This is a genomic window from Pseudoalteromonas sp. BMB (assembly GCF_001709235.1).
In the GTDB taxonomy this organism is placed as follows: domain Bacteria; phylum Pseudomonadota; class Gammaproteobacteria; order Enterobacterales; family Alteromonadaceae; genus Pseudoalteromonas; species Pseudoalteromonas maricaloris.
The window spans coordinates 207,896-229,955 of record NZ_MBQA01000001.1; the positions used below are offsets into that span (position 1 = coordinate 207,896).

General features: G+C 44.7%; 21 protein-coding genes. 12 read left to right on the plus strand and 9 right to left on the minus strand.

The features are described 5' to 3' along the window. Positions 1-7 precede the first annotated feature (7 nt). Positions 8-850 carry a hypothetical protein gene (locus BB427_RS00955; RefSeq protein ID WP_045989785.1) on the plus strand — a complete coding sequence of 281 codons (843 nt, stop codon included), beginning with the start codon at positions 8-10 and terminating at the stop codon, positions 848-850. A 17-nt stretch (positions 851-867) separates the two neighbouring features. On the opposite strand, the gene BB427_RS00960 is transcribed toward BB427_RS00955, so the two are convergent. Then, complete coding sequence (locus tag BB427_RS00960) at positions 868-2,250, minus strand: pyridoxal phosphate-dependent decarboxylase family protein (protein WP_069018672.1); 1,383 nt, start codon at positions 2,248-2,250, stop codon at positions 868-870. A gap of 95 nt (positions 2,251-2,345) precedes the next feature. On the opposite strand from BB427_RS00960, the gene BB427_RS00965 reads away from it, so the two are divergent. The 4 genes from BB427_RS00965 (at position 2,346) to BB427_RS00980 (ending at position 5,948) form a co-directional block, all read left to right on the plus strand. Continuing rightward, positions 2,346-3,740 carry an aminotransferase-like domain-containing protein gene (locus BB427_RS00965; protein WP_069018673.1) on the plus strand — a complete coding sequence of 465 codons (1,395 nt, stop codon included), beginning with the start codon at positions 2,346-2,348 and terminating at the stop codon, positions 3,738-3,740. Positions 3,741-3,781: 41 nt separating this feature from the next. Continuing rightward, positions 3,782-4,363, plus strand: coding sequence for a nucleoside deaminase (locus tag BB427_RS00970; protein WP_069018674.1), 582 nt, complete (start codon positions 3,782-3,784; stop codon positions 4,361-4,363). A 156-nt stretch (positions 4,364-4,519) separates the two neighbouring features. Further along, positions 4,520-5,269 carry a substrate-binding periplasmic protein gene (locus BB427_RS00975; RefSeq protein ID WP_254663553.1) on the plus strand — a complete coding sequence of 250 codons (750 nt, stop codon included), beginning with the start codon at positions 4,520-4,522 and terminating at the stop codon, positions 5,267-5,269. Positions 5,270-5,354: 85 nt separating this feature from the next. Continuing rightward, positions 5,355-5,948 carry a DUF998 domain-containing protein gene (locus tag BB427_RS00980; RefSeq protein WP_069018675.1) on the plus strand — a complete coding sequence of 198 codons (594 nt, stop codon included), beginning with the start codon at positions 5,355-5,357 and terminating at the stop codon, positions 5,946-5,948. Here the strand turns inward: BB427_RS00980 and BB427_RS00985 are convergent. The 5 genes from BB427_RS00985 to BB427_RS01005 form a co-directional block, all read right to left on the minus strand. After that, on the minus strand, positions 5,938-6,585 hold the full coding sequence (locus tag BB427_RS00985; RefSeq protein ID WP_069018676.1) for a tRNA (adenine(22)-N(1))-methyltransferase TrmK: 648 nt from the start codon (positions 6,583-6,585) through the stop codon (positions 5,938-5,940). The genes BB427_RS00980 and BB427_RS00985 overlap by 11 nt on opposite strands. Positions 6,586-6,600: 15 nt before the next feature. After that, positions 6,601-7,632: a DUF2955 domain-containing protein gene (locus tag BB427_RS00990; protein ID WP_045989779.1), complete on the minus strand. Its 1,032-nt coding sequence runs from the start codon at positions 7,630-7,632 to the stop codon at positions 6,601-6,603. Position 7,633: 1 nt separating this feature from the next. Further along, a complete protein-coding gene (locus BB427_RS00995) occupies positions 7,634-8,698 on the minus strand; it encodes an HlyD family secretion protein (RefSeq protein WP_069018677.1) in 1,065 nt (354 codons plus the stop codon). After that, positions 8,691-9,176 carry a MarR family transcriptional regulator gene (locus BB427_RS01000; protein ID WP_039497284.1) on the minus strand — a complete coding sequence of 162 codons (486 nt, stop codon included), beginning with the start codon at positions 9,174-9,176 and terminating at the stop codon, positions 8,691-8,693. Before BB427_RS01000 ends, BB427_RS00995 begins: the two co-directional genes overlap by 8 nt. Positions 9,177-9,269: 93 nt before the next feature. Then, a complete protein-coding gene (locus BB427_RS01005) occupies positions 9,270-10,247 on the minus strand; it encodes a TDT family transporter (protein WP_175401217.1) in 978 nt (325 codons plus the stop codon). A gap of 103 nt (positions 10,248-10,350) precedes the next feature. Here BB427_RS01005 and BB427_RS01010 point away from each other — a divergent pair, with 103 nt between their 5' ends. From BB427_RS01010 to BB427_RS01030, 5 genes are all read left to right on the plus strand, one after another. Beyond that, positions 10,351-11,220 carry a LysR family transcriptional regulator gene (locus tag BB427_RS01010; protein ID WP_069018678.1) on the plus strand — a complete coding sequence of 290 codons (870 nt, stop codon included), beginning with the start codon at positions 10,351-10,353 and terminating at the stop codon, positions 11,218-11,220. Between the two features lie 118 nt (positions 11,221-11,338). Continuing rightward, complete coding sequence (locus BB427_RS01015; RefSeq protein ID WP_069018679.1) at positions 11,339-12,202, plus strand: DUF417 family protein; 864 nt, start codon at positions 11,339-11,341, stop codon at positions 12,200-12,202. A 302-nt stretch (positions 12,203-12,504) separates the two neighbouring features. Then, positions 12,505-14,610 carry a 5-histidylcysteine sulfoxide synthase gene (gene ovoA, locus BB427_RS01020; protein ID WP_069018692.1) on the plus strand — a complete coding sequence of 702 codons (2,106 nt, stop codon included), beginning with the start codon at positions 12,505-12,507 and terminating at the stop codon, positions 14,608-14,610. Positions 14,611-14,663: 53 nt separating this feature from the next. After that, entirely contained in the window at positions 14,664-15,770 is a 1,107-nt protein-coding gene (locus tag BB427_RS01025; protein WP_069018680.1) for an aminotransferase class I/II-fold pyridoxal phosphate-dependent enzyme, read from the plus strand. 74 nt (positions 15,771-15,844) lie between these two features. Next, positions 15,845-16,408, plus strand: a complete 564-nt coding sequence (locus tag BB427_RS01030; protein ID WP_010605134.1) for a YSC84-related protein — start codon at positions 15,845-15,847, stop codon at positions 16,406-16,408. Positions 16,409-16,463: 55 nt separating this feature from the next. Here BB427_RS01030 and BB427_RS01035 read toward each other — a convergent pair whose 3' ends face one another. Next, a complete protein-coding gene (locus tag BB427_RS01035) occupies positions 16,464-17,669 on the minus strand; it encodes a Bcr/CflA family multidrug efflux MFS transporter (protein WP_045964121.1) in 1,206 nt (401 codons plus the stop codon). Positions 17,670-17,900: 231 nt separating this feature from the next. Between BB427_RS01035 and BB427_RS01040 the strand changes: the two genes are divergently transcribed. Beyond that, on the plus strand, positions 17,901-18,698 hold the full coding sequence (locus BB427_RS01040) for a M48 family metallopeptidase (protein ID WP_010377574.1): 798 nt from the start codon (positions 17,901-17,903) through the stop codon (positions 18,696-18,698). 27 nt (positions 18,699-18,725) lie between these two features. On the opposite strand, the gene BB427_RS01045 is transcribed toward BB427_RS01040, so the two are convergent. Both BB427_RS01045 and BB427_RS01050 read right to left on the minus strand, forming a co-directional pair. After that, positions 18,726-19,232: a M48 metallopeptidase family protein gene (locus BB427_RS01045; RefSeq protein WP_069018681.1), complete on the minus strand. Its 507-nt coding sequence runs from the start codon at positions 19,230-19,232 to the stop codon at positions 18,726-18,728. Then, entirely contained in the window at positions 19,232-19,999 is a 768-nt protein-coding gene (locus BB427_RS01050; protein ID WP_045989769.1) for a DUF72 domain-containing protein, read from the minus strand. The genes BB427_RS01045 and BB427_RS01050 overlap by 1 nt, the downstream gene beginning before the upstream one ends. A 275-nt stretch (positions 20,000-20,274) precedes the next feature. Between BB427_RS01050 and aspS the strand changes: the two genes are divergently transcribed. Further along, the gene (gene aspS, locus BB427_RS01055; RefSeq protein WP_045989768.1) at positions 20,275-22,059 is read left to right on the plus strand and encodes an aspartate--tRNA ligase; all 1,785 of its coding nucleotides are present in this window, start codon (positions 20,275-20,277) and stop codon (positions 22,057-22,059) included. Position 22,060 lies beyond the last annotated feature (1 nt).

Consider the following 22,060-nt stretch of genomic DNA (forward strand, 5'->3'; position numbering starts at 1 on the left):
GTAAATAATGTTCTCAACTTGGTTTAGCAAGCAAGATAAACCGTCAAAGCCGCAGTCACAGCCAATATATACCCCAATTACTAAACATTATGTGTTTAATGAAACGGGTAATATCATGTTGTGTGCCACGGCGGATAGCATTCAGAACTTTGACACTGACTTAAAAAGTGCATTCGTTGATATTAGTGTGTTTTTTGCCGCGATGACAAAAGCGGTGACGTCGACAACAAATCCGGTGACGGGGAAGCCGTTTTCAATATTTAACTACCAAGCTGTGAAAAATATTTTGGTAGAGTCAGGGCTTTTCATTGAAACCAATGTGGAAGAAGGCACTTTTAGTCACGATGGCGTAGGTAATGCGCTCGGCAAAGCGCTGTTTCAGCATGTCTTAAATCGAGAGTTTTCTGAAAAGCAGCTGCCTTTTGCCAAGTCTATGTTTAATGGTATGCAATATCAAAGGGCGAAGATGGCAGAGCAATCTGAGATGACGGAAGCGCAGCAGCAGCTTTGCCGCAGTGGTAGCATCTTTTTTATTGGTGAGCTGTTGATGGGCGTGCCACAAACGTCGGCAATTTTGCTTAGTATCGAACCACAAAGTATTGCCCAGTCTACCGGCGATACCGAGAGTGACTGGCAAGACTTATTTTCGTTGGCTGGGTTAGATGAAGACAAGCATCAGCCCAAGCACATCGTGCGTCATTGGAAATTTAAAAAACGTACTTATCTATTTGTACCACCGCAGTTTATTTCTCATGCGGTGGCTGGACTTGGTGAGCAAAGCAATATCGATTTTGAGGAATACAGTCGCAAATTGGCGCAAAGTATTACTCCTAATCACAGCGTTAGCTAACATCAAATATTAAAATCTTAAAGCGCCTTAGCTAATTCGGTTAATGCGCTTTTTGCTATGTCTAAATCAACTTGCTCCGTTTGCCAATTACTGAGCGCAGCACGGATCACCTTCTGTCCTTGCCAACTCCCAGGGCTGACAAATATACGGCCGTCTGCATTGATGGCATGAAGGAGGGCGGTTGTGGCTGCGTCATCTTTGCCGCTTGGCTTGAAAAGCACCACGTTCAGCTCTCCGTAGTAGACTAATTCATAGTCTGGAGAATCAGCAAACCAGTCTGCAAGTTGTTTTGTTTGCGCAATATTTTTACTTACCCATTGACGGATCCCGTCTTTACCATAGGCAAGTAATGACATCCAAACGGGCAGTGCCCTAAATCGACGAGAGTTCTCTACACCCATCGAAAAAAAGTCGGGGTCGGCTTTTGATGTGACTAAGTATGGAGCTGGAACGCCGCAGCTTTCAACCAAATAGTGCAAATGACGAGTGAGAAAGATCCCACAGTCGTATGGCACATTGAGCCACTTGTGTGCATCCAAGGTAATACTATCGGCTAACTCTAGCCCCTTAGTGCGACCTTCTGAGCCAGAGACCAACCGGTCGAAAATGCCAAATGCAGCATCAACATGCAGCCAAGCTTGGTGTTTATCGCATAGACGGCGGATCTGCATTAAATCGTCAAAATTAGTGCCGGTAACCGTGGCGGCACTGGCGATGACAATTTTTCCTTTGGCGTTACTTGTTGCAAGCGCTGACTCAAGCGCTGCAATATCAGTAGCCTCATTGCCTACTTGCGTTGCGACTCTCGTGATTTGGTTGCGACCAAGGCCTGCAAGACCAAGCGCCTTAATCATACTCGCGTGGGGCGTCGCGCAAAAAACCTCAACTTCTAAACCGAAGGCTCCATCTTCTGCCACATTGATCCCTTGTTGATGTCCTGCAAACTGGCGAGCTACGACCGCACCTAAGTAATTTGCTGCTGTCGCCCCTGTAGTAAAAAGACCATCAAAGCTTGCTGGTAGGTCGAATAATTCGGTTAGCCAGTGAATGGCCTGCCGCTCTATACTGGTCGCAATGGAGCCATCGCCCTTTGAGACATTTTGGTCATAGGTTGACACTAGCCAATCGGCAAAGGTGGCAACAGGTGTTGCGCCGCCAGTGACAAATCCCCAATACCTAGGCCCAATGCTGGTACTTAAGTTTGGCACTACTTGTTTACTAAAAATCTCTATCAGTGATTCAAATTCAATCCCTGATTCTGTGAGTGTTAGGTCGGGCGGAGCAATATTTCGACCTGCGACAGGACGGCTATTGCTAGACTGTATAAATGCCTCGGTAAGTTTAGAAAACTCAGTGAGCAATTGGGGTAATGCTTGCCATTGGTTGTGTGTCATCGTCATGTGTCAATCCTATTTGTGATCGAATACTGGAATTACAGTGTAACTTCGATAAAAATACAGTACAGATACAGAATTCTTGGTTATTAAGGGTACAGATGGCGAGGAAGTTTATTACATTAAGTGAGCAGGTGATTGCAGAGATAAATGCTGGTGAGCGTCAATGCGGTGAAAAAATGACTTCACTTAGGATCTTTGCCAAGCAGCATGGCGTGAGCATGAGTACCGCAATTAGAACCTATGAGGAATTACAGGATAATGGCTTCTTAGCTTCTCAAGAGAAGTCTGGTTTTTATATTTGTAAACCGAAAGCAAAAAATAGTGACATTGACTTTGCCACGTTTACGAGTGAAGTGAAATCTCCTAAAAGTGCGTTAAGACCCTCTGTCGTAGGGCTCAATACAATGTTATCGACGGTGCAAGTAGCACCTGAATTGATGCCCATAAATCGCCTGACTAAGTTTATAAAGCAAGCGTTCGACTCTCCTCAGTATCACCATTTTCATTATCCCAATGCGATGGGGCTGACGTCGCTTAGAGAGAATCTAACTAAGCACTTTAAACAAAAGGGATTGGCGCTGAATCCTGATAATCTCGTGGTGACTGGCGGCTGTATTCAAGCCGTGATGGCGGGACTGCAGGCTGTTACAAAAGCGGGGGATTGTGTGGTGGTGCCGTCACCTTGTTATCAAGGTTTATTGCAACTGCTTGCAACGCTACAGCTCAAGGTGATTGAGATCCCAACGACGCCCGAAGGACTCGACCTAGAAGCCTTGGAACAGGTAGTGACAACGCAAAGGGTATCTGCGTGTTTGCTTACGGCAAACCATCAAAATCCAACGGGGCACAGTCTATCTGTGCAACAAAAAGCGTGGCTTGCGGATTTTGCTGCGCAGTATCAAGTGGCGATTATTGAAGACGATGTTTTTGGGGAGCTGAGCCATAATCACACAATGCCTTTACCGATAAAGGCGTGGGATAAAGCCGGGTATGTAATTTGGTGTAGCTCAGTGTCTAAGACGTTAGCGCCGGGCTTGCAAGTTGGATGGTGTGAAGCTGGGCGTTATCAAAGCCAAGTGGCCGCGCTCATGCAGGCATTTCACGGCATGCCAAACCAATGTTTACAAATGGCGGTATCACGCTTTATTGAGACAGGACATTATCAGCGCCATTTACGGACGCTTAATCGTACCTTAGCGGCACACTGCTTCGCTTACCAAAGCTATTTGAAATCGCGTTTACCAAAGGGCTGTAAAATATCTTCCCCTCAGGGCGGAATGGCATTATGGCTGAAACTGCCTAATATTGACTGTGATGCACTCGCTTTACGGCTCGCTGAACTTGGGATTGAGATTCGCCAAGGCAGCTTATTTACAAGTCGTGAGTTGTATCAAGATCATCTGCGGATCAATTGCGGTTGGCCGCTAGATGCGGCAAAACCTTGGTTAGATAAGTTATGTGATTGGGTAGTTCATAATTGCGCCAAATTATAGCGTTAGGCTCGGATCCGATAAAAGCAACAAGGAATAAAAAAATGACTGTATTACTCAACGCAGAAACCCAAGTAAATAGCGAAGCGCTCAATGCTATTGCACATATGCCAACCAAGAGTCTTGGCGTATTACTCGATAGCAACTTTACGCGTAAGCTTTGCGATAAAGACTTTATGCGCATTGCTGTTTTGCTGGCAAAAAAGGGTTATGAAGAGGGCGGTTGCCCAATTGGTGCGGTTATTGTTGATAACGAGACCAATCAAATTGTAGGTAAAGGACATAATACGTTAGTACAAGAGAGTCACCCATATAACCATGGTGAAACCTCGGCAATTCGAGATGCGGGACGGATTGATTTTAGTAAAACCACTTTGTATACCAGCCTAAGTCCTTGTGACGTATGCGCAACATTACTCTACATGCGTGGTTTTCAGCGAGTCGTGGTGGGGGATATCACGAATGCTTCAGGTAATGAGCCGCTACTTGAAAGTAAGGGCGTACAAGTCGATATTTTAGAAGATGAGCAAGGTATTGCCTTGTATCAACAATTTCGTGCTGAAAAGCCAGAACAAGATTTAGAAGATTGGCAAGGTCTGGCAGCGGTAAACGCAGGTCATAAGTAGCTAACTGTGCCCATGGCGAGGTAAAACCATTACTACACGATGTACTGGATTATCAAATGAAATACTTTCTGAAGCAATATAGCCATTGCGGCGGATTGAATTGCAATGCAAATACGGGCACACTGACCGAATTATTATTTAATTTATTGAGATAAAATGATCCGGAAAATTTTATTCCTTATAGCGCTACTTGCATCAACCAAAGTAATTGCTTCGCCGCAAGAAACAGTGCATTTTGTTGCGGAAGATTTGCCTCCCTATCATTTTATTAACGGCCAAGGAGAAGTGGATGGTGGCCTGGTCGAGCTTGCTCAAGCAGTAGCAGATAAAGCAAATGTTACTGCTAAAATTGAAATAATGCCGATGGCACGTGTGTTACACGAATTAGAAACTAAACCTAATGTGGTGCTGTTATCTTGGTTAAAAACACCAACTCGAGAAGTCTATTTCCGCTTTTTGGGTACTATGTGCCATACGTCCGCATCACTCATTGGCCTGAAACAATCTCCAACGCCAATAAACGATCTTGACGCTGCAAAGCGCTATCGGACCGGAACCATACGCGGTTATTATAGTGAAACCTTTCTCAAACAAGCTGGCTTTTCTGAAGGCTATGAGTTGGTATTAGTGTCAAACTACCAAAGTCTTTGGAATTTATTGTTTAAGGGCCGGATTGATTTTGTACTAACCAACACACTAACACTCGAGAAAGAACTAAACGCCCTTAAGCTGGACCCAAAAGCAATTGAGCATAAGTTACTTCTTGAGCATTTCCCAAGTGAGTTGGCTCTAGCGGTGAATGCAGAGTTTCCCAATGAGCTTGCGAACCGCTTGCAGCACGCACTAGCGGAATTAAGTCAAAGTGGTCAACAACAAGCTATTTTGGAGCGCTGGAAAATTCACTAAATTGAATGCAGCCGCTTGGTTTCGTATGTTCCTAAATTAGTATAAAGTGTGTAGATATAAATTTAGCGCATTAAGGATAGGCGTGATGTTGCAAGAGTTGGTGAGTTATTTTGGCATACTAGCAAGTATATGGATGCTGGTAGGGGTGTATGGGGTTGCCAAGCGTTACCCAAATTATAGTCACAAAAATCAATTTTGTAGTGAGTTAGGCGCCAGTGGCAGCCCAACTGAGCGATTGTCTCCTGCAGTCAATAATTACCCCTTAGCCCTGCTATTTTGTTGTTTCGGTGTTTATATCATCTTAGTACCCGAAGGGAGCTGGGCGTTAGGTGTTATTGGCGGTTTGATTGTTTGTCATGGTCTCGCAACTGCTGTTGCAGGTTTCTTTCCTATGGATCGGGATCCATACACAACCTCGCCAAGTCGAGCGTGTAATATTCATTCTTTCGCGGGCATGGTAATGCTATTAAGCTTACTCATTGCACCTTTATTGGTTTGGTTTGTAAGCCCGTTAAACTCGCTATTTGCTTGGTTTTCTACTGCTTGTGTACTTGTTTGTATCGGTTTTAGCTATCAGCTTGCCAACGCTTACAAGCAAAAGCGTAATAGTGGACTTTATCAGCGATTAAGTTATGGCACTCAGCTAGTTTGGCTGAGTGCGCTGTGTTTTATAGTGTAAGGTGTTGATAAGCCAATAAAATGGCTTGCGCTTCGGGTTTGCCTTTGGCAACTCGTGCATAATGATCCAGCGTTTTCTCTAAATAGCGTTTGGACAGCGTGCCTTGTTGCCAAATCGCTTCGCCCAACGGGGTTATGGCAGCGCCAGTCTTACCTGAAGTGAGATAGAGCACTTCGTAAATACGTCGATTTTCTTCAACCAGTGATTCATAGGTCAGCTTAAGTGGCAAAGATTGCAAGGTTTGCCTCAGGGTATAATGATGATGAACTGGGCAAAGCAAGAAATCGACCTCGTCACGCAAATTGCAGCAAAGACTTGTCATCAGTTTTGCGGTTAAGTCGCCGCCAACACCTGCGATGATCACTAATTGCCTGCCTGAGTATTGTGCAAGAGGGATCTTCGCAACGTCCTGGGTGTAAAGGCTATAGCGCGTTTCGGCTTCTGGAAAGAAGCGTGTGAGATCCAGTTTCACTTTCGCGATAAGCGCTGGGACTACATCAACAAAGTGTATGTGCGCTTGGCTCGAATCTAAAAACTGTGCGCCAAGCTGGCCATGATCGCAGCAGCAGTCCCAAATATGTTGATAGTCTTCAGTAACAACATCATGCAAAGTCTGTAAGCGTTTTCCAAGCTTCAAGTGGATTCCTTTTATTCAGGCGTAGGTATGGTGGCGCGTTGCACTAAAGTGGTTAAGTAGGCGATGAATAAGGTAGATTGCACAGAGACTTACCGTAATTGCAACGCTCACTGAACTGAAGCGATACAGTGCGCTGTAGATCAAATCTTGATTTGGCGCGAGAGATTGACCAAACAAGATCCCAAAAGTGGTAATAATACCAAAGCCAATCCCAGGAGCACCACCACTTAACAAGTGGTAGCGACTAAAAATGAAGACTAAGATCCATAAAATCAAAATTGGAAAAAGTAAAATTTGGCTATAGGTTTGCAGTAGGATTTGCGCTGCTAACGCCAAGTTACAACCTATCAGCGTGCCAACTGCACGTTGCCAGCCCGCTGTGCCCGCCGCTTTCCAACTCAGTGGAAAGAGGATTAATATTGATGCCGCTTGGGCGGAAACGGAATCTTGTAAATCTAGGATTTGGAATACCATAAATGAGAGTGTGGCTACGGTGGCGCACAGTAAGACTTCATGGCGAATACTTGCCGCGTCTTTCGCTGGCCGTGGCGGTAATTGACGCACAGTAACATCCGGAAATAACCAATGCATTACATATGCGGTTGCGATACTAATGATAATAGCCAGAGAGTTACTGGCTATGAGTGAATATAAGCCACCACTGGTTGACGCATAACTGGCAAAATGAAGTTGGATTGATAGTCCCACCACACTCATTGCACCAAATAAGAAGTTAACGCCTTTGCTCATTTGCAAAAACAAAAAGGCAAATAAGGCAAAGGTGAGTAAGGACATTAACGCAGGGTGGAAGCCAAATAGCCCTTGTAGCACCAATACCGAAAAGGCACAGAGCAACCCACTTAAGATAAACTGGCGCACTATGTGTGCGTTTAACATTGGTACTAACCCAAGTAGCAGCATGGGATATACGGTAAAAAAGATACCGTACGGCCAGTTGAGCAGTTTGCTTAGTGCAAAGCCTAGCGTACTCCCAGTTGCAATACGCAGCATCTGTCTTAGGTCATTGGCGTTTAGTGCAACTTTCATATCAATAAACGTAGTGAAGTAGACTGACGAATTTGATTTGCGCTTGTGCAAGGGTTGCAAGCAAAGTGCTTTCAGGCAGAACTTGAACCGTCGCTCTTGCACCACTTGCTAGTAAAGGTAATGGCTCATCAAATGCTAAATGAACGCGTTGACGCTGCGCATCTCGCACCCAGCGGTTGGAGGTCTCAACGGCAGCCAATTGGCCGTCGGCATTGAGTTGTCCATCACTGACGCCTGCAGAAAATTCATGGATCACGGCAGGGTATACTTTGCCCGGTAACGCATCAAAGCTCACTAACGCTTGTTCGCCGAGTTTGACGTGGTAAAGCGATTTTTCTCTGAAATCCGCAGCTAAGTCAACATTGTCCGAAACCAAACTGGTTAGACTCACACCCGTTCGAGCATAGGTTCCCGTGGTGATCTGTAAGTTACTAATGATGCCATCATGGGGTGCGCGTACTTCGGTATAGCTGAGCTGCAATTTAGCCTGCTCTACGGCATTTCGTGCTTGCATTAGTGCAATATTTTGCTCGTCGGTTGCACCACGCTTTACTTCAAGCGCATGTAGATTAGCTCTGAGTGCACTAAGCTGTGACTTAGCCGTCGCAAAATTTGCTTGAATTTGATCTGATTCCTGCGTTGAAATTGCGTGTTGTGACAGCAAAGATTGGCTGCGTTTATAAAGTCGCTGTTGCTCATCATACTTGGCTACAGCAGCCTCTATTTGTGCTTGTTGGGCAACTATCTGTGCGTCTAATTGTTTGTTCTGTTGATTAACTTCTGCCAAAGCGAGCTCAGCCTTAGCTAATGCTAAACGATACGGCGCTTCATCGATAGTAAGTAGTAGTTGCCCTTGCTGAACTCTTTGGTTATTGCTGACATTTACTGCAAGCACTTCACCACTGACTTTAGGCGTCACTTTGGTTACTTGATGATACACACGTGCCTGAGGCGTCATTGGTATATAGAGATCAGCAAAGATAAAATAGCTAAAGCAGAGTGCAAAAAGGGCGATTGAAACCTTTACGTAGCGGGAAAATTGCTGATCTGGACTAAGTTTACTCACTGGTACTCCCATTTTCAGAAATATTGTCACAACATTGCTGAGCATTGTTCTCAAGTTTGACCAAAGCATGTGCAATAGCATTGAGCTCGTCATCGCTAAGCCCATGATATAAAAGTGCCTTCACTTCACTGATCCGCATCTTTAGCTGCGCTAACTGGGCTTGCCCGTGTTCGGTGAAGTAGATTTTACGACAGCGTTTGTCTTGCTTATCAATGCGGCGTTCAATGACGTTATTCTCTTCTAACTGTTTCATCGTGCGAGTCAAGCTTGGCATTTCGATATCTAAACTGCACGCCAATTGGTGTTGTGTGCAACCTTCACCCAAATGATGAATATGCATCATGGCGGTCCAGCGTGGCTGGGTAAAACCGAGTGGCTCCACAGCTTGGGTTACGGCTTGACGGCAAATTCTATGGACTCGGCCTAACTTGCCACAGAGACTAAGATCGAGCGTTTCATGAAATGGAAGTGACGACATAACTTAAGATATATTTACTTAGCATGCTAAGTATTCTAGATTAGTTAGCATGCTAAGTAAATGGTGTGTGTTTAGGTTATTGCAATATTAGCTTTAACGCTTTGAATTGGCGGTGCTTATTTTTAGTAAGAATCGCGTATAGTGAATACAAACGTGGCTAATTACAGCGATCGCAACAACAAGTTCAAACCAAACTAGGTACTGCAACACACTTAACCAGCCTAAGCTTAAGTGTTCGGTGCCGGGCCAAGTGACGACCTTACTAATGGCGGTGACGCCGATGACTAATGGAAAGGTATATGCTGCAAAAGCGGGACTAAATGGCAGCCGTAGAAGCTGAATAAAAGCAAGGTATATTGCTAGGGTCATAATAATAGCAATGCTCAGTAGGGCAAACACCACGCCAGCCGCTGGCATTGGGTGGACACTTAAATATCCTGCTAAACATAGACTCGCAGGCGCTGCCATGACTGCAATTGTGGGCTGGGTTTGCTGTGGTATGGCACTGCCTCTACACAAACGGTAAATCATGAACGGTAGCAGCAGTAAGTAAAATATCACTCCCAAGTACCACAGCCCCATCGCCAAAGGTTGCAACGCTGACATGCCGTTAAAAGTGACATCGGCAACGACAAACCCTACAGGGGGAATAAACCAACTTGGCACTAGCTGGTTAAGCTCAAAATTGCGGCTGCGAAAATACACGAAGCTGGCTAGTAGCCCCAGGTGAAGTGCAATGGCGAGTAGCCAAACCACAGTTGCAATAAGATGAGAATAGGCCGAGATGCTATGAGAAATCACCATGATTGTCATCGCACTGGTTGGTAATACACTCCCAACTACTGGATCTGCGAGATCTGCTCTTAATAGAGCTGGTTGATGAATAAACTTAAGCACTAACAGCAATAAAATAAAGCCAGCCAGCAGTGCACTTAAAGGTTTTAACACAAAAAATGCGGGAAAGAGGTTACTGATACACCAGCCTAAACTAGCTAGCCCAAGAGCAAGACCAGACATCGGGGTGGGGATATTGGCGGTGAGTTTTTTACCATAAGAAAGAAGAGTAGCCATGCGTAATTTCACAATAATTGTTCGGTGAAGGGATAATACGCTTGCGCTTTGATTAAGAATATCTGAATATATTTAAATTAGTGTTCAGTAATTCTTAACATCAATGATAACCCTTAAGCAACTCAATGTATTTACGGTAATCGTGCAAGAGCGTTCGATCACGGCCGCAGCGGATAAGCTATGTTTAACTAAGGCTGCTGTTAGCATGGCACTAGCGGAGTTAGAGCGTCACCTCGAACAACCATTATTCGATCGTGTAAATAATCGATTAATGATAAATCCTGCCGGAGAGTTATTACTACCGCATGCGCATCAAGTGCTAGATAGATGCCGCTTCTTAGAGTCCCTATTTAAAGAAAGCGAGAGGCTATATGGCGAAATTAAAATTGGTGCCAGCGATACCTTAGGCAATCATTTGTTGCCTCCCATGTTAGCGGCTTTTCAGCAGCAAACAGGGCATACGCAGCAGCAGTTGTTTATCACCAATACGGCGAGGGTGTGCGCCATGCTTCGTGATTACGAATTAGATATTGGTTTTGTTGAAGGCCGAGTGATAGGCGAAGATTTAGACATCATGCCTTGGTTTGAAGATGAAATGTGTATCGTGAGTGCAATGGACTGTGCGATAACTGACTTTCAAACGCTGATACAAAGTCAATCTCGTTGGTTGTTGCGGGAACAAGGCTCTGGCAGTCGAGAATTTTTCTTAGCGAATATTGCAGCGCAGCTTACGTCGTGGCGAACCGCGTTTGAGTTAAATTCCACCGAGGCGATTATAAATGGTGTTGCGGCAGGGCTCGGTGTAGCGTGTATCTCAAAATACTCCGCTGAACATGCCATAGCACAGCAACGAATTAAGGCGCTTTCTGGTTTAAAAACCGCACCGAGGCAGTTTTGGTTGGTGACGCGTAAAGATAAATTTCAAAGCCCAATATTAACGCGACTCATTGACTTTGCGGCGCACTGGCGTTGAACTGGGCTGTCGGCCTAACGACTCAACACAGCTTGCAATGGGTATAAACTTCACAAACACTGAATGAACTTTCTCAAACCTCGGGTCTTATAGACAATAGCATATTAAGAGGTTAGATATGTCGTTCAGAACTATCGATTATTCTATTTCAGGCGTGTTAGCAGTGAGCTTATTACTGCTTGGCATTTCATTTTTGTTTGGCGCTGGGCCAAGTACCATTTTAGGTACCTTTAGCTTTTACGGGTTAACGGAGTGGGTGCCTATTGCCACGCTTGGCATTGTATTTGGCTTTGCGTTAATGGTCGCCGCGGGTCTAGTCATTTTACAGCAATGTAAGATTATTCCTGCGGCGTGGCCGCTTGCCTTAATCGCCATCATTAGTTTATTTACTTTGCTGACGTTGTTTGCCGAAAGCCGCTGGATAGCAGCTCATGGCGGCTTTCCCGTTATTGGTTCTGGGCAAGGGATCATCAAGTATTTTGCGTTAGTACCCATGGCACTATTTCTATACTGCCGTCATCATATCAACACGCGAACGCTCGTATGGGCGAACTATTTCCCCGTGGCATTGGTTTTAGTCTGGATCGGTGGAATGAAATTTCTCGAACTCGAAGCAAAGGCAATCGTGCCGCTAGTGGAAACTTCACCGTTTATGTCTTGGATGTATGAGTTGTTTACCGTGCAAGAAGCCTCAAACGTGATAGGCGTCTATGACGTTTTGATGGCAGGCTTGCTCGGCATTGGCATTTGGTTTAATCAGCGAGTCTTGATTGGCGTTGCAAGCCTTGGGTGTCTTGCGGTATTTGTTATGACACAAAGCTTTTTGTTTACCGCAGCCGGTGCGTTTAGCGACATGAGTTTGCTTGGTGGTTTGGGACAATTTGTGATTAAAGACTTGTGGTTTATCGCCAATATCATGGTGCTGGTGTTTTTGACATTGGAGTCCAGCTCGGCTGAGTCTATAGAGCCAGCTGTCGCGTAAATTTCATTGTGATGCAGCCCCGCTGCCAAAAGAGCGTGACCTAAGTTGCGCTCTTTTTATTTTTATCACATATGCCAGATGTACCAAGTGAAGTTTTTTCCGAAAATCGCCCTGTCGGCAGTGAAAATTAAATGTGAATAAGTTAAGGTCATAAAAAGTTGATATCAGTGGTCTAAGCTAGATTATCAAACGTATACAGCAAGATGCCATTGGTATTAAGTGGCAAAGTGAGCAAAGTTTAAAAGCTGCATGCATTGAAATGGTGTATGTATCGAAGTAGCAAGTTTAAAGAAGATAATTGTATGGAAAGACCAAATACATTAAAGCCAATCTGGCTTTCAGGTGGCGATGTAGAGAAAAAGCGCGCTGAGATCAAAGCATACTTCAACAATAGCTGGCAGCAGTACGAATCATTATTTAGCAATATCAACAATGACGACGCCTATTTTGTGAAGGCTGAGCGGTTACGGCATCCTCTCATTTTCTATTTCGGTCATACCGCTTGTTTTTACGTTAATAAGTTGATGTTAGGGAAATATATCACTCAACGTGTTAATCCACACATTGAATCTACCTGTGCAGTTGGCGTAGATGAAATGTCTTGGGACGACCTTGATAGCAATAATTACGATTGGCCAACAGTGCCAGAAGTGCGTGCTTATCGCCAGCAAGTGAATGCACTTATTAACGGGTTAATCGACGAGATGGATATTACCCTACCAATCACTCAAGATAGCCTTGCATGGGTTGTCTTGATGGGTATTGAACACGAACGTATCCATTTAGAAACCTCTTCTGTAATTATGCGGATGCTGCCGCTGGCTGACTTGACTTTACAACCTGGTTGGGAAGCGTGTGATGAGTACGGTGATGCACCTGACAACAACCTAATCCCAGTAAGCGGTTGTGATGTTCGGCTTGGCAAACCTGAATCAAATCAAACCTACGGTTGGGATAACGAATATGGTGTACAAGACGTCAAAGTGGCGCCATTCAAGGCCAGTAAATATGTGGTCTCAAACCAAGAGTTTTTAACCTTTGTCGAAGCTGGTGGCTACAATCAGCCTGAGTTTTGGACGGCTGAAGGTCAAGCTTGGCTGGCTTCAACTAAATCAACCATGCCGCGCTTTTGGGTAAAAAAAGACACAGGCTTTTGGCAGCGAAACTTAGCCGAGGAAATCCCATTACCACTCAATTGGCCAGTTGAGGTTAATTACCTTGAAGCGAAGGCTTTTTGTAATTGGAAGTCTGAGCAAAGTGAGCACTATGTACGCTTACCAACAGAAGCAGAGTGGCAAGTACTACGCGATAAGCTCGATGTTGATCTGCCAACATGGAGTGAAGCGCCGGGAAACATTAACCTTGAGGTATGTGCTTCCAGCTGTCCGGTTAACCGTTTTGAAACTGAAGGCTTATTCGACATCATCGGCAATGTTTGGCAATGGACGGAAAGTCCGATTGACGCATATAGCGGCTTTAAAGTGCATCCATTATACGATGATTTCTCGACACCCACTTTTGACGGTAAACATAATCTGATAAAAGGTGGTTCTTGGATTTCTACAGGTAACGAAGCCGTGCGAGATTCTCGTTATGCCTTTAGACGCCACTTCTTCCAACATGCCGGATTTAGATACATCGAAAGTGAGAGCCCACAAGTGCCAGTGCAAAAGGTCAACTTGTGCGAAATGGATGCGGACGTCGCCAATGCGCTACATAGCCACTACGGTAAGCCTGTTATGCATTTTGGCAACCCATTACAAAGTGTTGTTTCACAGCTAATGGTGCATTATCAAGGTAATACAAATAAAGCGCTGGACTTAGGTTGCTCGGTCGGTCGTGCAAGTTTTGAATTAGCGAAACACTTTGCTCAAGTAGATGGCATTGATTTTACTGCGCGCAATATTCAACACGCGTTGGCCTTGAAAGAAGGTACGCCGGTACGCTTTGCTACCGAGATTGAAGGTGAAATTGTGGACTTCCACGAAGTGTCTACTTTGCAATTGGGATTTAATGAACTAAGTGAGCGTATTCATTTTTGCCAAGGGGATGGGCATAACCTTAAACCACAATTCGCCGAGTATGACTTAATCTTATGTCACCGTGTTGTGGAATACTTATATTCACCAAAAACCTTTTTAAACCAAATTAAATCGCGCTTGAATGCCGGCGGGATCCTTGCGATAAGCTCAGCCTATCAGTGGGACAAAACGCTCACCCAAGCGCAAAACTGGTTGGGCGGTTATAAGGTCAGTGGTGAGAATGTCACAGGCCGTGATGGTTTAGAAATTTTACTCGGACGAGATTTTGAACTGTTGGCTGAAGATGAAGTAATGTCCGCCACAAGCAAAAACGCACGTAAAGTTGAACTAGAGCGATGCCAACTTACGCTATGGCGTCTTAAATAGTCGTTGATACCCATGCCAGCCAAAGTGCTGGCATGATTATTTTAGGTTAAAGAATGGAATTAGTATTACCCGATCACATTAAGTTTAGTCAAAGCTTGGCTGCTCCCATCGATATCAACTTGAGTGATTCCTGTGCTCAAGGCATCACGCTTGGTGAACTTATTGAGCTTGGTGGCGGCAAAATGCCAGATATTGAACTGGGTTACAACCCGATTGCGGGCAGTGAAAGGCTAAAAGCGGCGATTAAAGCTTATCATCTGCCGACGACTGCATGTGTGGATCTTAATCAAATTGTGACGTTTAGCGGTGCTCAAGAAGCTATTTTCACTACGATGGCGCAATTACTAGACCCACAAGATGAGGTGGTGGTCTGCACACCAAGTTACCCATCGCTTGCAAAACTCCCCAAACAGTTTGGCGCTATCGTCAACATGGTGCCATTGCGAGAAGAGGACAACTGGCAGGTTGATATAGAAAGACTCAAAAACGCAGTGACGACAAAAACCAAACTCATTATCGTCAATGCCCCTCATAATCCAACGGGCACAGGCTTGACTGACAAAGAAGTTGGACAAATACAGCAGCTAGCAGAGCAGTGTGGTGCTTACATTTTAAGTGATGAAGTATCAGCACAGAGCCATGGCGATGACCGCGCAGTAAGTGGGCGATTTTCGGCTTATCCACGGTCGATTACGTTAGGCGTATTATCCAAAAGTATGGGCTTACCTGGCATCCGAGTAGGGTGGGCAATTTGCGGTTCGAAAGCACTAGCAGATGCGCTGTTGGCCGGTAAAAGCTACTTAAGCATTTGTGGCAGTAAAGTGGATGACTTATTGGCAACAACCGCACTACTGCATAGTGAAACTATCTTAGCGTATAATGCGAAAATCATCGCAAATAACGTCCAATTGATGCGTGAATTTGTCAGTTTATACTCGCAAAAAGTGACTTGGGTTGAGCCTCGTGGAGGTGTGTTGTCATTACTGAAGATTAATTCAGTAAGGGACTCTGAAAAGTGGTCACGTCAATTTGCAGAGACCTCGAACACGCTATTGTTACCCGCAAAGTTATTTCTATTGGAGAGCGAGTGCCACTTCCGTTTAGGAACGGGTAAGCGTAACTTTTCCGCTGGTTTGGCAAGACTCGAAACATACCTCTAAATTAATCCAGCATTCAAACTAAGCGTCTATGATAGGTAGTGTTATTTTCAATTAATGCAGGAAAGGAAAAACCTATGGTAAACGTTAAACATTTAATGGCTGGCTTTTTGGCCGTCATGCTTAGTGCATGTGCTTCAATGGGCGATGGTGACAAGGTTGAAAAGCAACGTGCCATCCTAGATATGAAAAACGATGTACTTACTCAGCTTTACAGCAAAAAGCCAGATACGCGTTCGCAAATTGCGGCAGCGCCGGGCTATGCTGTTTTTTCTAATGCCAATATTAATCTGCTATTTGTTGCAGCTGGAACAGGTTACGGTGTCGTACACGATAATACGGTAGGAAGTAACACTTATATGAATATGGCTGAAGGCGGTGTAGGCCTTGGTCTAGGTGTAAAAGATTATCGTATTGTGATGGTATTCCATACTCCTGAAGCAATGAATAAGTTTGTTACTTCAGGCTGGACGTTTGGCGGAAATGCAGATGCAGCAGCGAAAGCGGCTAAAAAAGGTGCATCGGTAGAAGGCGAAGCCTATTATGGCGATGTTACAGTTTACACCTTTACTGAAAGTGGCTTGGCACTGCAAGCAACAGTAAAAGGCACTAAGTTCTGGAAAGATAAAGAACTAAATTAAGATGATCTAATAACGATTTTAGAGAAAAGCCCCGCAAGTCGGGGCTTTTTGTGTATTATTCTTTGATTTCTGTAGCGTTGACACTTTTCTCAAAACGCCTGTTTAACAATTGGCAGACGATAGTCAGCACAATGGCAGCGAACATAAAGCTTGAGAATGGCAAAGGTGACTCAGGAACCGCGAGTGCAAGTAAAGGGCCGACCAAAGCGCCACTACCAAATCGTAGCGTGCCTATCACCGCGGTTGCGGTACCGGTTTGATGTTCAAAACTCAGTAATATCAGTGCATCAGCGTTGCTGGCAATGATCCCCAAACTCATCATCAAAGGTGCAATAGCAGAAGCTAGCACCCAAACCGAGACTGATTGGCTACTGAGTATGACTAAGATCGTGGAGCAGACGACACCAATCGCGAGACCGATATTGAGCATTCTCCTAGAACCAAGCCTTGGCACTAAACGCGTGTTGGCAAAGTTACCGAGCATCAATGCAATCACATTCATGGCGAATAACACTCCAAACAGCTGCTCCGACACGCCATAATACTCAAGATAAATAAATGAAACTGAGGTTAAAAAACAAAAGAATGCGAATGATGCCAGCATCGAAGAAAGAATATCGTAGCGGGCCTTCTTTTGTGTTAACACAATACGATAGCTTTTTAAGAAAAACGATAAGCTAAGCGGTACATCGGCTTTGGTCGGAATTGCAATACAGAAAAACTGTAATGCGATGATAACGAGTATTGCATAAACCGCTAAAAACCAAAAAATGGCGTGCCAATCAAAGTACAACAAGATCAACGCACCAAGTGAGGGAGCAATTAGTGGCGCGATCATCATGATCATCGAAACATAAGACATCCCTTTGGCTGTGTGTTCTTTGTAATAATAGCGGATCACGCCTGGTACAACGACTGTTGCTGCGGCACCACAAAATGCTTGAACGACCCGTAAGAAGCAAAACATATCGATGTCATTCGTTAGCGCAAGCCCAATTGATGAGGCGGTAAAGCCGACCAAGCCCCAAATAGCTAACGTCTGTCTTGAGAATCTATCTGCAAGGGGGCCAAACACCATCATGCCGACAGCATAACCTGCTAAATAGCTACTAAGAGAAACCTGTACTTGCTCAAGCGGGCTATTCAAGCTGTCTGCAATCGCGAGCATCGCGGGGAGATACAAGTCGATAGCCAAAGGCGTTATCGCGACAATACTAGCCAGTAATGGCAAGAGTATTGCTGGGAGTGTTGATGACTTCATATGTTGGTATTGTTACCTTGTTAATGTTAAGCAGAATAAATACACCAATCAGAGACGCTTTATATGGAAATGGAACTCGGTGCACTAGAATTGAGCAACGAAAAGACGGCGTCCTGATCAGCAGAAGTTCATGAAAAATTTTTTATATTGTACTAAGTTAGTCTCGTTAAGTGACGAAATTGCGGTAAACTTAGAGAAACTTAAGTTATAAAATAAGAAAAGGAACAAGTTATGAAAAAACTGGTTCTCGCGATAGCTGTGGCTGCAACGCTTGCTGGCTGCAAAACATCGCCTACCGGACGCACTCAGTTAGCACTCTATTCCGAGCAGCAAATGGACCAAATGGGTGTTGCAAGCTTTGAACAAATGAAGCAAGAGCAAAAAGTCGATACTGATGCTAAAACCAATCGCTATGTTAAGTGTATTGCAAATGCCTTAATAGCACAACTCCCTGCAAACTACGCAAACCAGCAGTGGGAAGTTGTGGTATTTGAAGATGATTCTGCCAATGCATTTGCGCTACCCGGCGGTAAAATCGGAGTTCATACGGGGATTCTCAAAGTTGCAGAAAACCAAGATCAACTTGCTGCGGTGATGGGCCATGAAGTAGGGCACGTTATCGCTGAACACGCTAATGAGCGCGTATCGCAAAACAGTGTGTTGCAGTTTGGCCTGCAAGCAGGTGCGGCGGTGCTTGAAATGAATAATATCGAATATCGCAATGCCATTATGCAGGGATTAGGTCTTGGCGCGCAGTATGGTGTCGCGCTGCCATTTAGCCGTTCTCATGAAAGCGAAGCGGATGTTATCGGCTTAGACCTAATGGCTAAGGCTGGCTTTAATCCTGAAGGCTCGGTTGCGCTTTGGCAAAATATGGCGAAAATGAGCGAACAGCGTCCACCAGAATTTATGTCGACGCACCCTGCGCCTGAAAATCGAATTAAGCAATTACAAGCAAACATGACAACTGCCCAAGCAACCGCTAACAAAGCGCGTACGGGTGGTTTTGCACCAAGCTGTAAACGCTAATTTCTCAAAACACCAATTACCCTTCAGTTAAGGGTAATTGGTGTTGCCTTCCGTTTCACACATCAGCATAAAGAGCCGTAACTCTAGCTCAAGTTGATGATAGTGGGGTTCCATATGCTGACAAAGCTTGTAAAACGCCTTGTTATGGTCTTTCTCTTTAAAGTGCGCTAGCTCGTGTACAACCAATGCTCGTAGCACCGCCTCGGGAGCGTGTTTTAACTGTGCTGCGATGTGTATTTGGTGCGACGTTTTTTGTTTTTGCCCGTGTCGTGTGGTTTTGAACGTATGGGTTCCTAACGCATTCAATACCATATTGTTGCGCTTCTTAAACTTGGCCTGCGATACCCGTGGGGTATTTTTTAAGTACTGCTGTCTTAATCCTTCCACATATTCGTAAAGTAGCTTATCGCTTTTGATTTGATGCGGTTCAGGATAGCGGCTTTTGAAAAAAGCACTGAGTCGCTTGCTCTCTATTAATTGAGTGACTTGAGTCTGGACTTGCTCTGAGTAGTTTAAAAAATAGGGATGGGACATTAAAACAGCGCCTCTTGCTTTGCTTCTTTTTCAGCGGGGAATGGATTGCTTACTTGATGATGTATCTCTAAATCAGCGATAAATTGTCTTGCTAAAAATGGCGCATCAAAATTGTCTGCGGTATGGAAAAACACATAAGGTGATTTACCTTCGCTGAGCCATTGATTGAGTTTAGTTAACCAAGGCTGATAAAAGTCTCTATTAGACTCAAGCTGAGAGCAACCAACAAATCGCAGAATAGGGCTATCTCCAGTGGCAATTGCATGCACAGGTAATCGCGGCTTCTTTTGCTGTGCATCTACTATCGCAGGGGTACTGGCAGGCTCGCTGAAGAGTGCGCGAGTATCCATCACGATGCGGTTGTAGTTATTTTCGATTAAATATTGGTTGTATCTGCGCTCAGCATCGCCTTTGCGATAAAAATCCCAATGCCGTACTTCAACACCAACAGTGAGCGCTTTGGGCAACCAAGATAGAAATTGTCGCATTTTATTTATATGTTCAGGCGCAAACTGCGCAGGTAATTGCAGCATTAATACGCCTAATTTTGGAAACAGCGGCGCCATGTTTTTACACCAAGCCAATAATTCATCTTGGCAGTGGCTAAGTGCCATTTCATGACTAAAACGCTTAGGAATTTTAAACGTAAAGCGAAAGTCATCGGGCACTTGTTCTAGCCATTTCAATACGGTCTGCGGATTTGGATCGGCATAAAAAGTCGTATTGCCTTCAACGCTATTAAAAATTTGGCCATACTCTTTGAGCATATTTGTGGCACTACAATGGCTGGAAAATACTCGACCTTTCCAGTGTGCGCTACTCCATTGTGGGCAACCCAGATACAACATAGTGATTAAAACAACGATTAAATGTGTGAATAGTGTATCAGATCCTTAGATTGAGGATGACAATGCAGCGTATTTTTATATAATTGGCGGTTATTGAAAATGAGTCTTAGCGACTGGCTTACCAATACTGTGAATTCATATTGTGTGGTGAGAAGTGATTAGTCGTAAGAGCAAACTGGACTGACAGGAATTTTATGCGCTCTATATACTGCGGAAAACTAAATAAGAGCCATGTAGATCAGGAAGTTGAACTATGTGGTTGGATCAATAAACGTCGTGACCTTGGCGGCCTAATCTTTGTCGATTTAAGAGATAGAGAAGGGCTTGTGCAAGTGGTATTCGATCCTGAAGTGGAAGGCTTAATGGATAAAGCGAATACGTTGCGCCAAGAGTTCTGTGTTCAGATCAAAGGTGTTGTCCGTGCGCGTCCTGAAAGCCAAGTTAACAAAGACATGGCAACGGGTGAAGTTGAGATTTTAGGTACTGGCTTAACCATTATCAACCGTTCAGAACCATTACCGCTTGACTTCAATCAGCAAAACTCTGAAGAGCGTCGTCTTAAATATCGTTATTTAGACCTACGTCGTCTAGAAATGAGCGATCGCATTAAGATGCGTGCTAAAGCGAGTAGCTTTGTGCGTCGTTTCTTGGATGAAAATGCATTCTTAGACATTGAAACGCCAGTACTAACTAAAGCAACACCTGAAGGTGCACGCGACTATCTAGTACCAAGTCGTGTTCACAAAGGCAGTTTCTATGCGCTACCGCAGTCGCCGCAGCTATTTAAGCAGCTGCTAATGATGTCTGGCTTTGACCGCTACTATCAAATCGTAAAATGTTTCCGTGATGAAGACTTACGTGCAGATCGCCAGCCTGAGTTCACTCAGATAGATATCGAAACGTCATTTATGAGCTCAGATCAAGTTCGTGGCGTGACAGAAAAAATGATCCGTGAAATGTGGCAGTCTTTCCTAGACGTTGATTTGGGTGAGTTCCCTGTGATGCCATACAGCGAAGCGATGAGCAAATATGGTTCAGATAAACCAGACCTACGTAACCCGCTTGAGCTTATCGACGTTGCAGACATCGTAAAAGATGTTGAATTTAAAGTACTAAGCGGCCCTGCGAACGACGAAAAAGGTCGTGTTGCAGTACTGTCAGTACCTGGTGGCGCACAACTTTCACGTAAGCAAATCGATGAATACACTAAGTTTGTAGGTATTTACGGTGCGAAAGGCCTTGCCTGGATGAAAGTGAATGACCGTGATGCGGGTATCGAAGGCGTACAGTCGCCAATCGCTAAGTTCTTGAATGAAGAAGTGATCAATGCACTGCTTGAGCGCACAGGCGCAAACACAGGTGACATTATTCTATTCGGCGCAGACAAGCGTAATACTGTAAACGAAGCCATGGGCGCGCTACGTCTGAAGATTGGTCTCGATTTAGAAATCACTGATCTAACTAAGTGGGCACCACTTTGGGTTGTTGACTTCCCGATGTTCGAAGAAGACGACGAAGGTAACTTACACGCGGTACACCACCCGTTTACTGCGCCTAAGGGTGTAAGTGCTGCAGACCTTGAAGCAAATCCAGCAGGTACACTTTCTGACGCATACGATATGGTACTTAACGGCTACGAAGTCGGTGGCGGTTCGGTTCGTATTCACAACAACGAAATGCAACAAGCGGCGTTCAGGATCCTAGGTATTGAAGAGTCTGAACAGCAAGAGAAGTTTGGTTTCTTACTTGATGCTCTGAAGTATGGCACGCCTCCGCACGCAGGTTTGGCATTCGGCCTTGACCGTTTGGTGATGCTACTGTGTGGCACTGACAACATCCGTGACGTTATTGCGTTCCCGAAAACAACGCAAGCGTCGTGCTTGATGACGGATGCGCCAAGCCCTGCAAACCCAGATGCGCTAAAAGAGCTTGCTATCTCAATAGAAAAGCAGTTAGCAGAGCAAGGTGAAGGCGAGTAAG

Excerpts from the sequence above, each read along its gene's own strand:
- BB427_RS00955 (WP_045989785.1), top strand. The coding sequence starts at position 8 with ATGTTCTCAACTTGGTTTAGCAAGCAAGATAAACCGTCAAAGCCGCAG.
- BB427_RS00960 (WP_069018672.1), bottom strand. The coding sequence starts at position 2,250 with ATGACGATGACACACAACCAATGGCAAGCATTACCCCAATTGCTCACT.
- BB427_RS00965 (WP_069018673.1), top strand. The coding sequence starts at position 2,346 with ATGGCGAGGAAGTTTATTACATTAAGTGAGCAGGTGATTGCAGAGATA.
- BB427_RS00970 (WP_069018674.1), top strand. The coding sequence starts at position 3,782 with ATGACTGTATTACTCAACGCAGAAACCCAAGTAAATAGCGAAGCGCTC.
- BB427_RS00975 (WP_254663553.1), top strand. The coding sequence starts at position 4,520 with ATGATCCGGAAAATTTTATTCCTTATAGCGCTACTTGCATCAACCAAA.
- BB427_RS00980 (WP_069018675.1), top strand. The coding sequence starts at position 5,355 with ATGTTGCAAGAGTTGGTGAGTTATTTTGGCATACTAGCAAGTATATGG.
- BB427_RS00990 (WP_045989779.1), bottom strand. The coding sequence starts at position 7,632 with ATGAAAGTTGCACTAAACGCCAATGACCTAAGACAGATGCTGCGTATT.
- BB427_RS01000 (WP_039497284.1), bottom strand. The coding sequence starts at position 9,176 with ATGTCGTCACTTCCATTTCATGAAACGCTCGATCTTAGTCTCTGTGGC.
- BB427_RS01005 (WP_175401217.1), bottom strand. The coding sequence starts at position 10,247 with ATGGCTACTCTTCTTTCTTATGGTAAAAAACTCACCGCCAATATCCCC.
- BB427_RS01010 (WP_069018678.1), top strand. The coding sequence starts at position 10,351 with ATGATAACCCTTAAGCAACTCAATGTATTTACGGTAATCGTGCAAGAG.
- BB427_RS01015 (WP_069018679.1), top strand. The coding sequence starts at position 11,339 with ATGTCGTTCAGAACTATCGATTATTCTATTTCAGGCGTGTTAGCAGTG.
- ovoA (WP_069018692.1), top strand. The coding sequence starts at position 12,505 with ATGGAAAGACCAAATACATTAAAGCCAATCTGGCTTTCAGGTGGCGAT.
- BB427_RS01025 (WP_069018680.1), top strand. The coding sequence starts at position 14,664 with ATGGAATTAGTATTACCCGATCACATTAAGTTTAGTCAAAGCTTGGCT.
- BB427_RS01030 (WP_010605134.1), top strand. The coding sequence starts at position 15,845 with ATGGTAAACGTTAAACATTTAATGGCTGGCTTTTTGGCCGTCATGCTT.
- BB427_RS01035 (WP_045964121.1), bottom strand. The coding sequence starts at position 17,669 with ATGAAGTCATCAACACTCCCAGCAATACTCTTGCCATTACTGGCTAGT.
- BB427_RS01040 (WP_010377574.1), top strand. The coding sequence starts at position 17,901 with ATGAAAAAACTGGTTCTCGCGATAGCTGTGGCTGCAACGCTTGCTGGC.
- BB427_RS01045 (WP_069018681.1), bottom strand. The coding sequence starts at position 19,232 with ATGTCCCATCCCTATTTTTTAAACTACTCAGAGCAAGTCCAGACTCAA.
- BB427_RS01050 (WP_045989769.1), bottom strand. The coding sequence starts at position 19,999 with ATGCTCAAAGAGTATGGCCAAATTTTTAATAGCGTTGAAGGCAATACG.
- aspS (WP_045989768.1), top strand. The coding sequence starts at position 20,275 with ATGCGCTCTATATACTGCGGAAAACTAAATAAGAGCCATGTAGATCAG.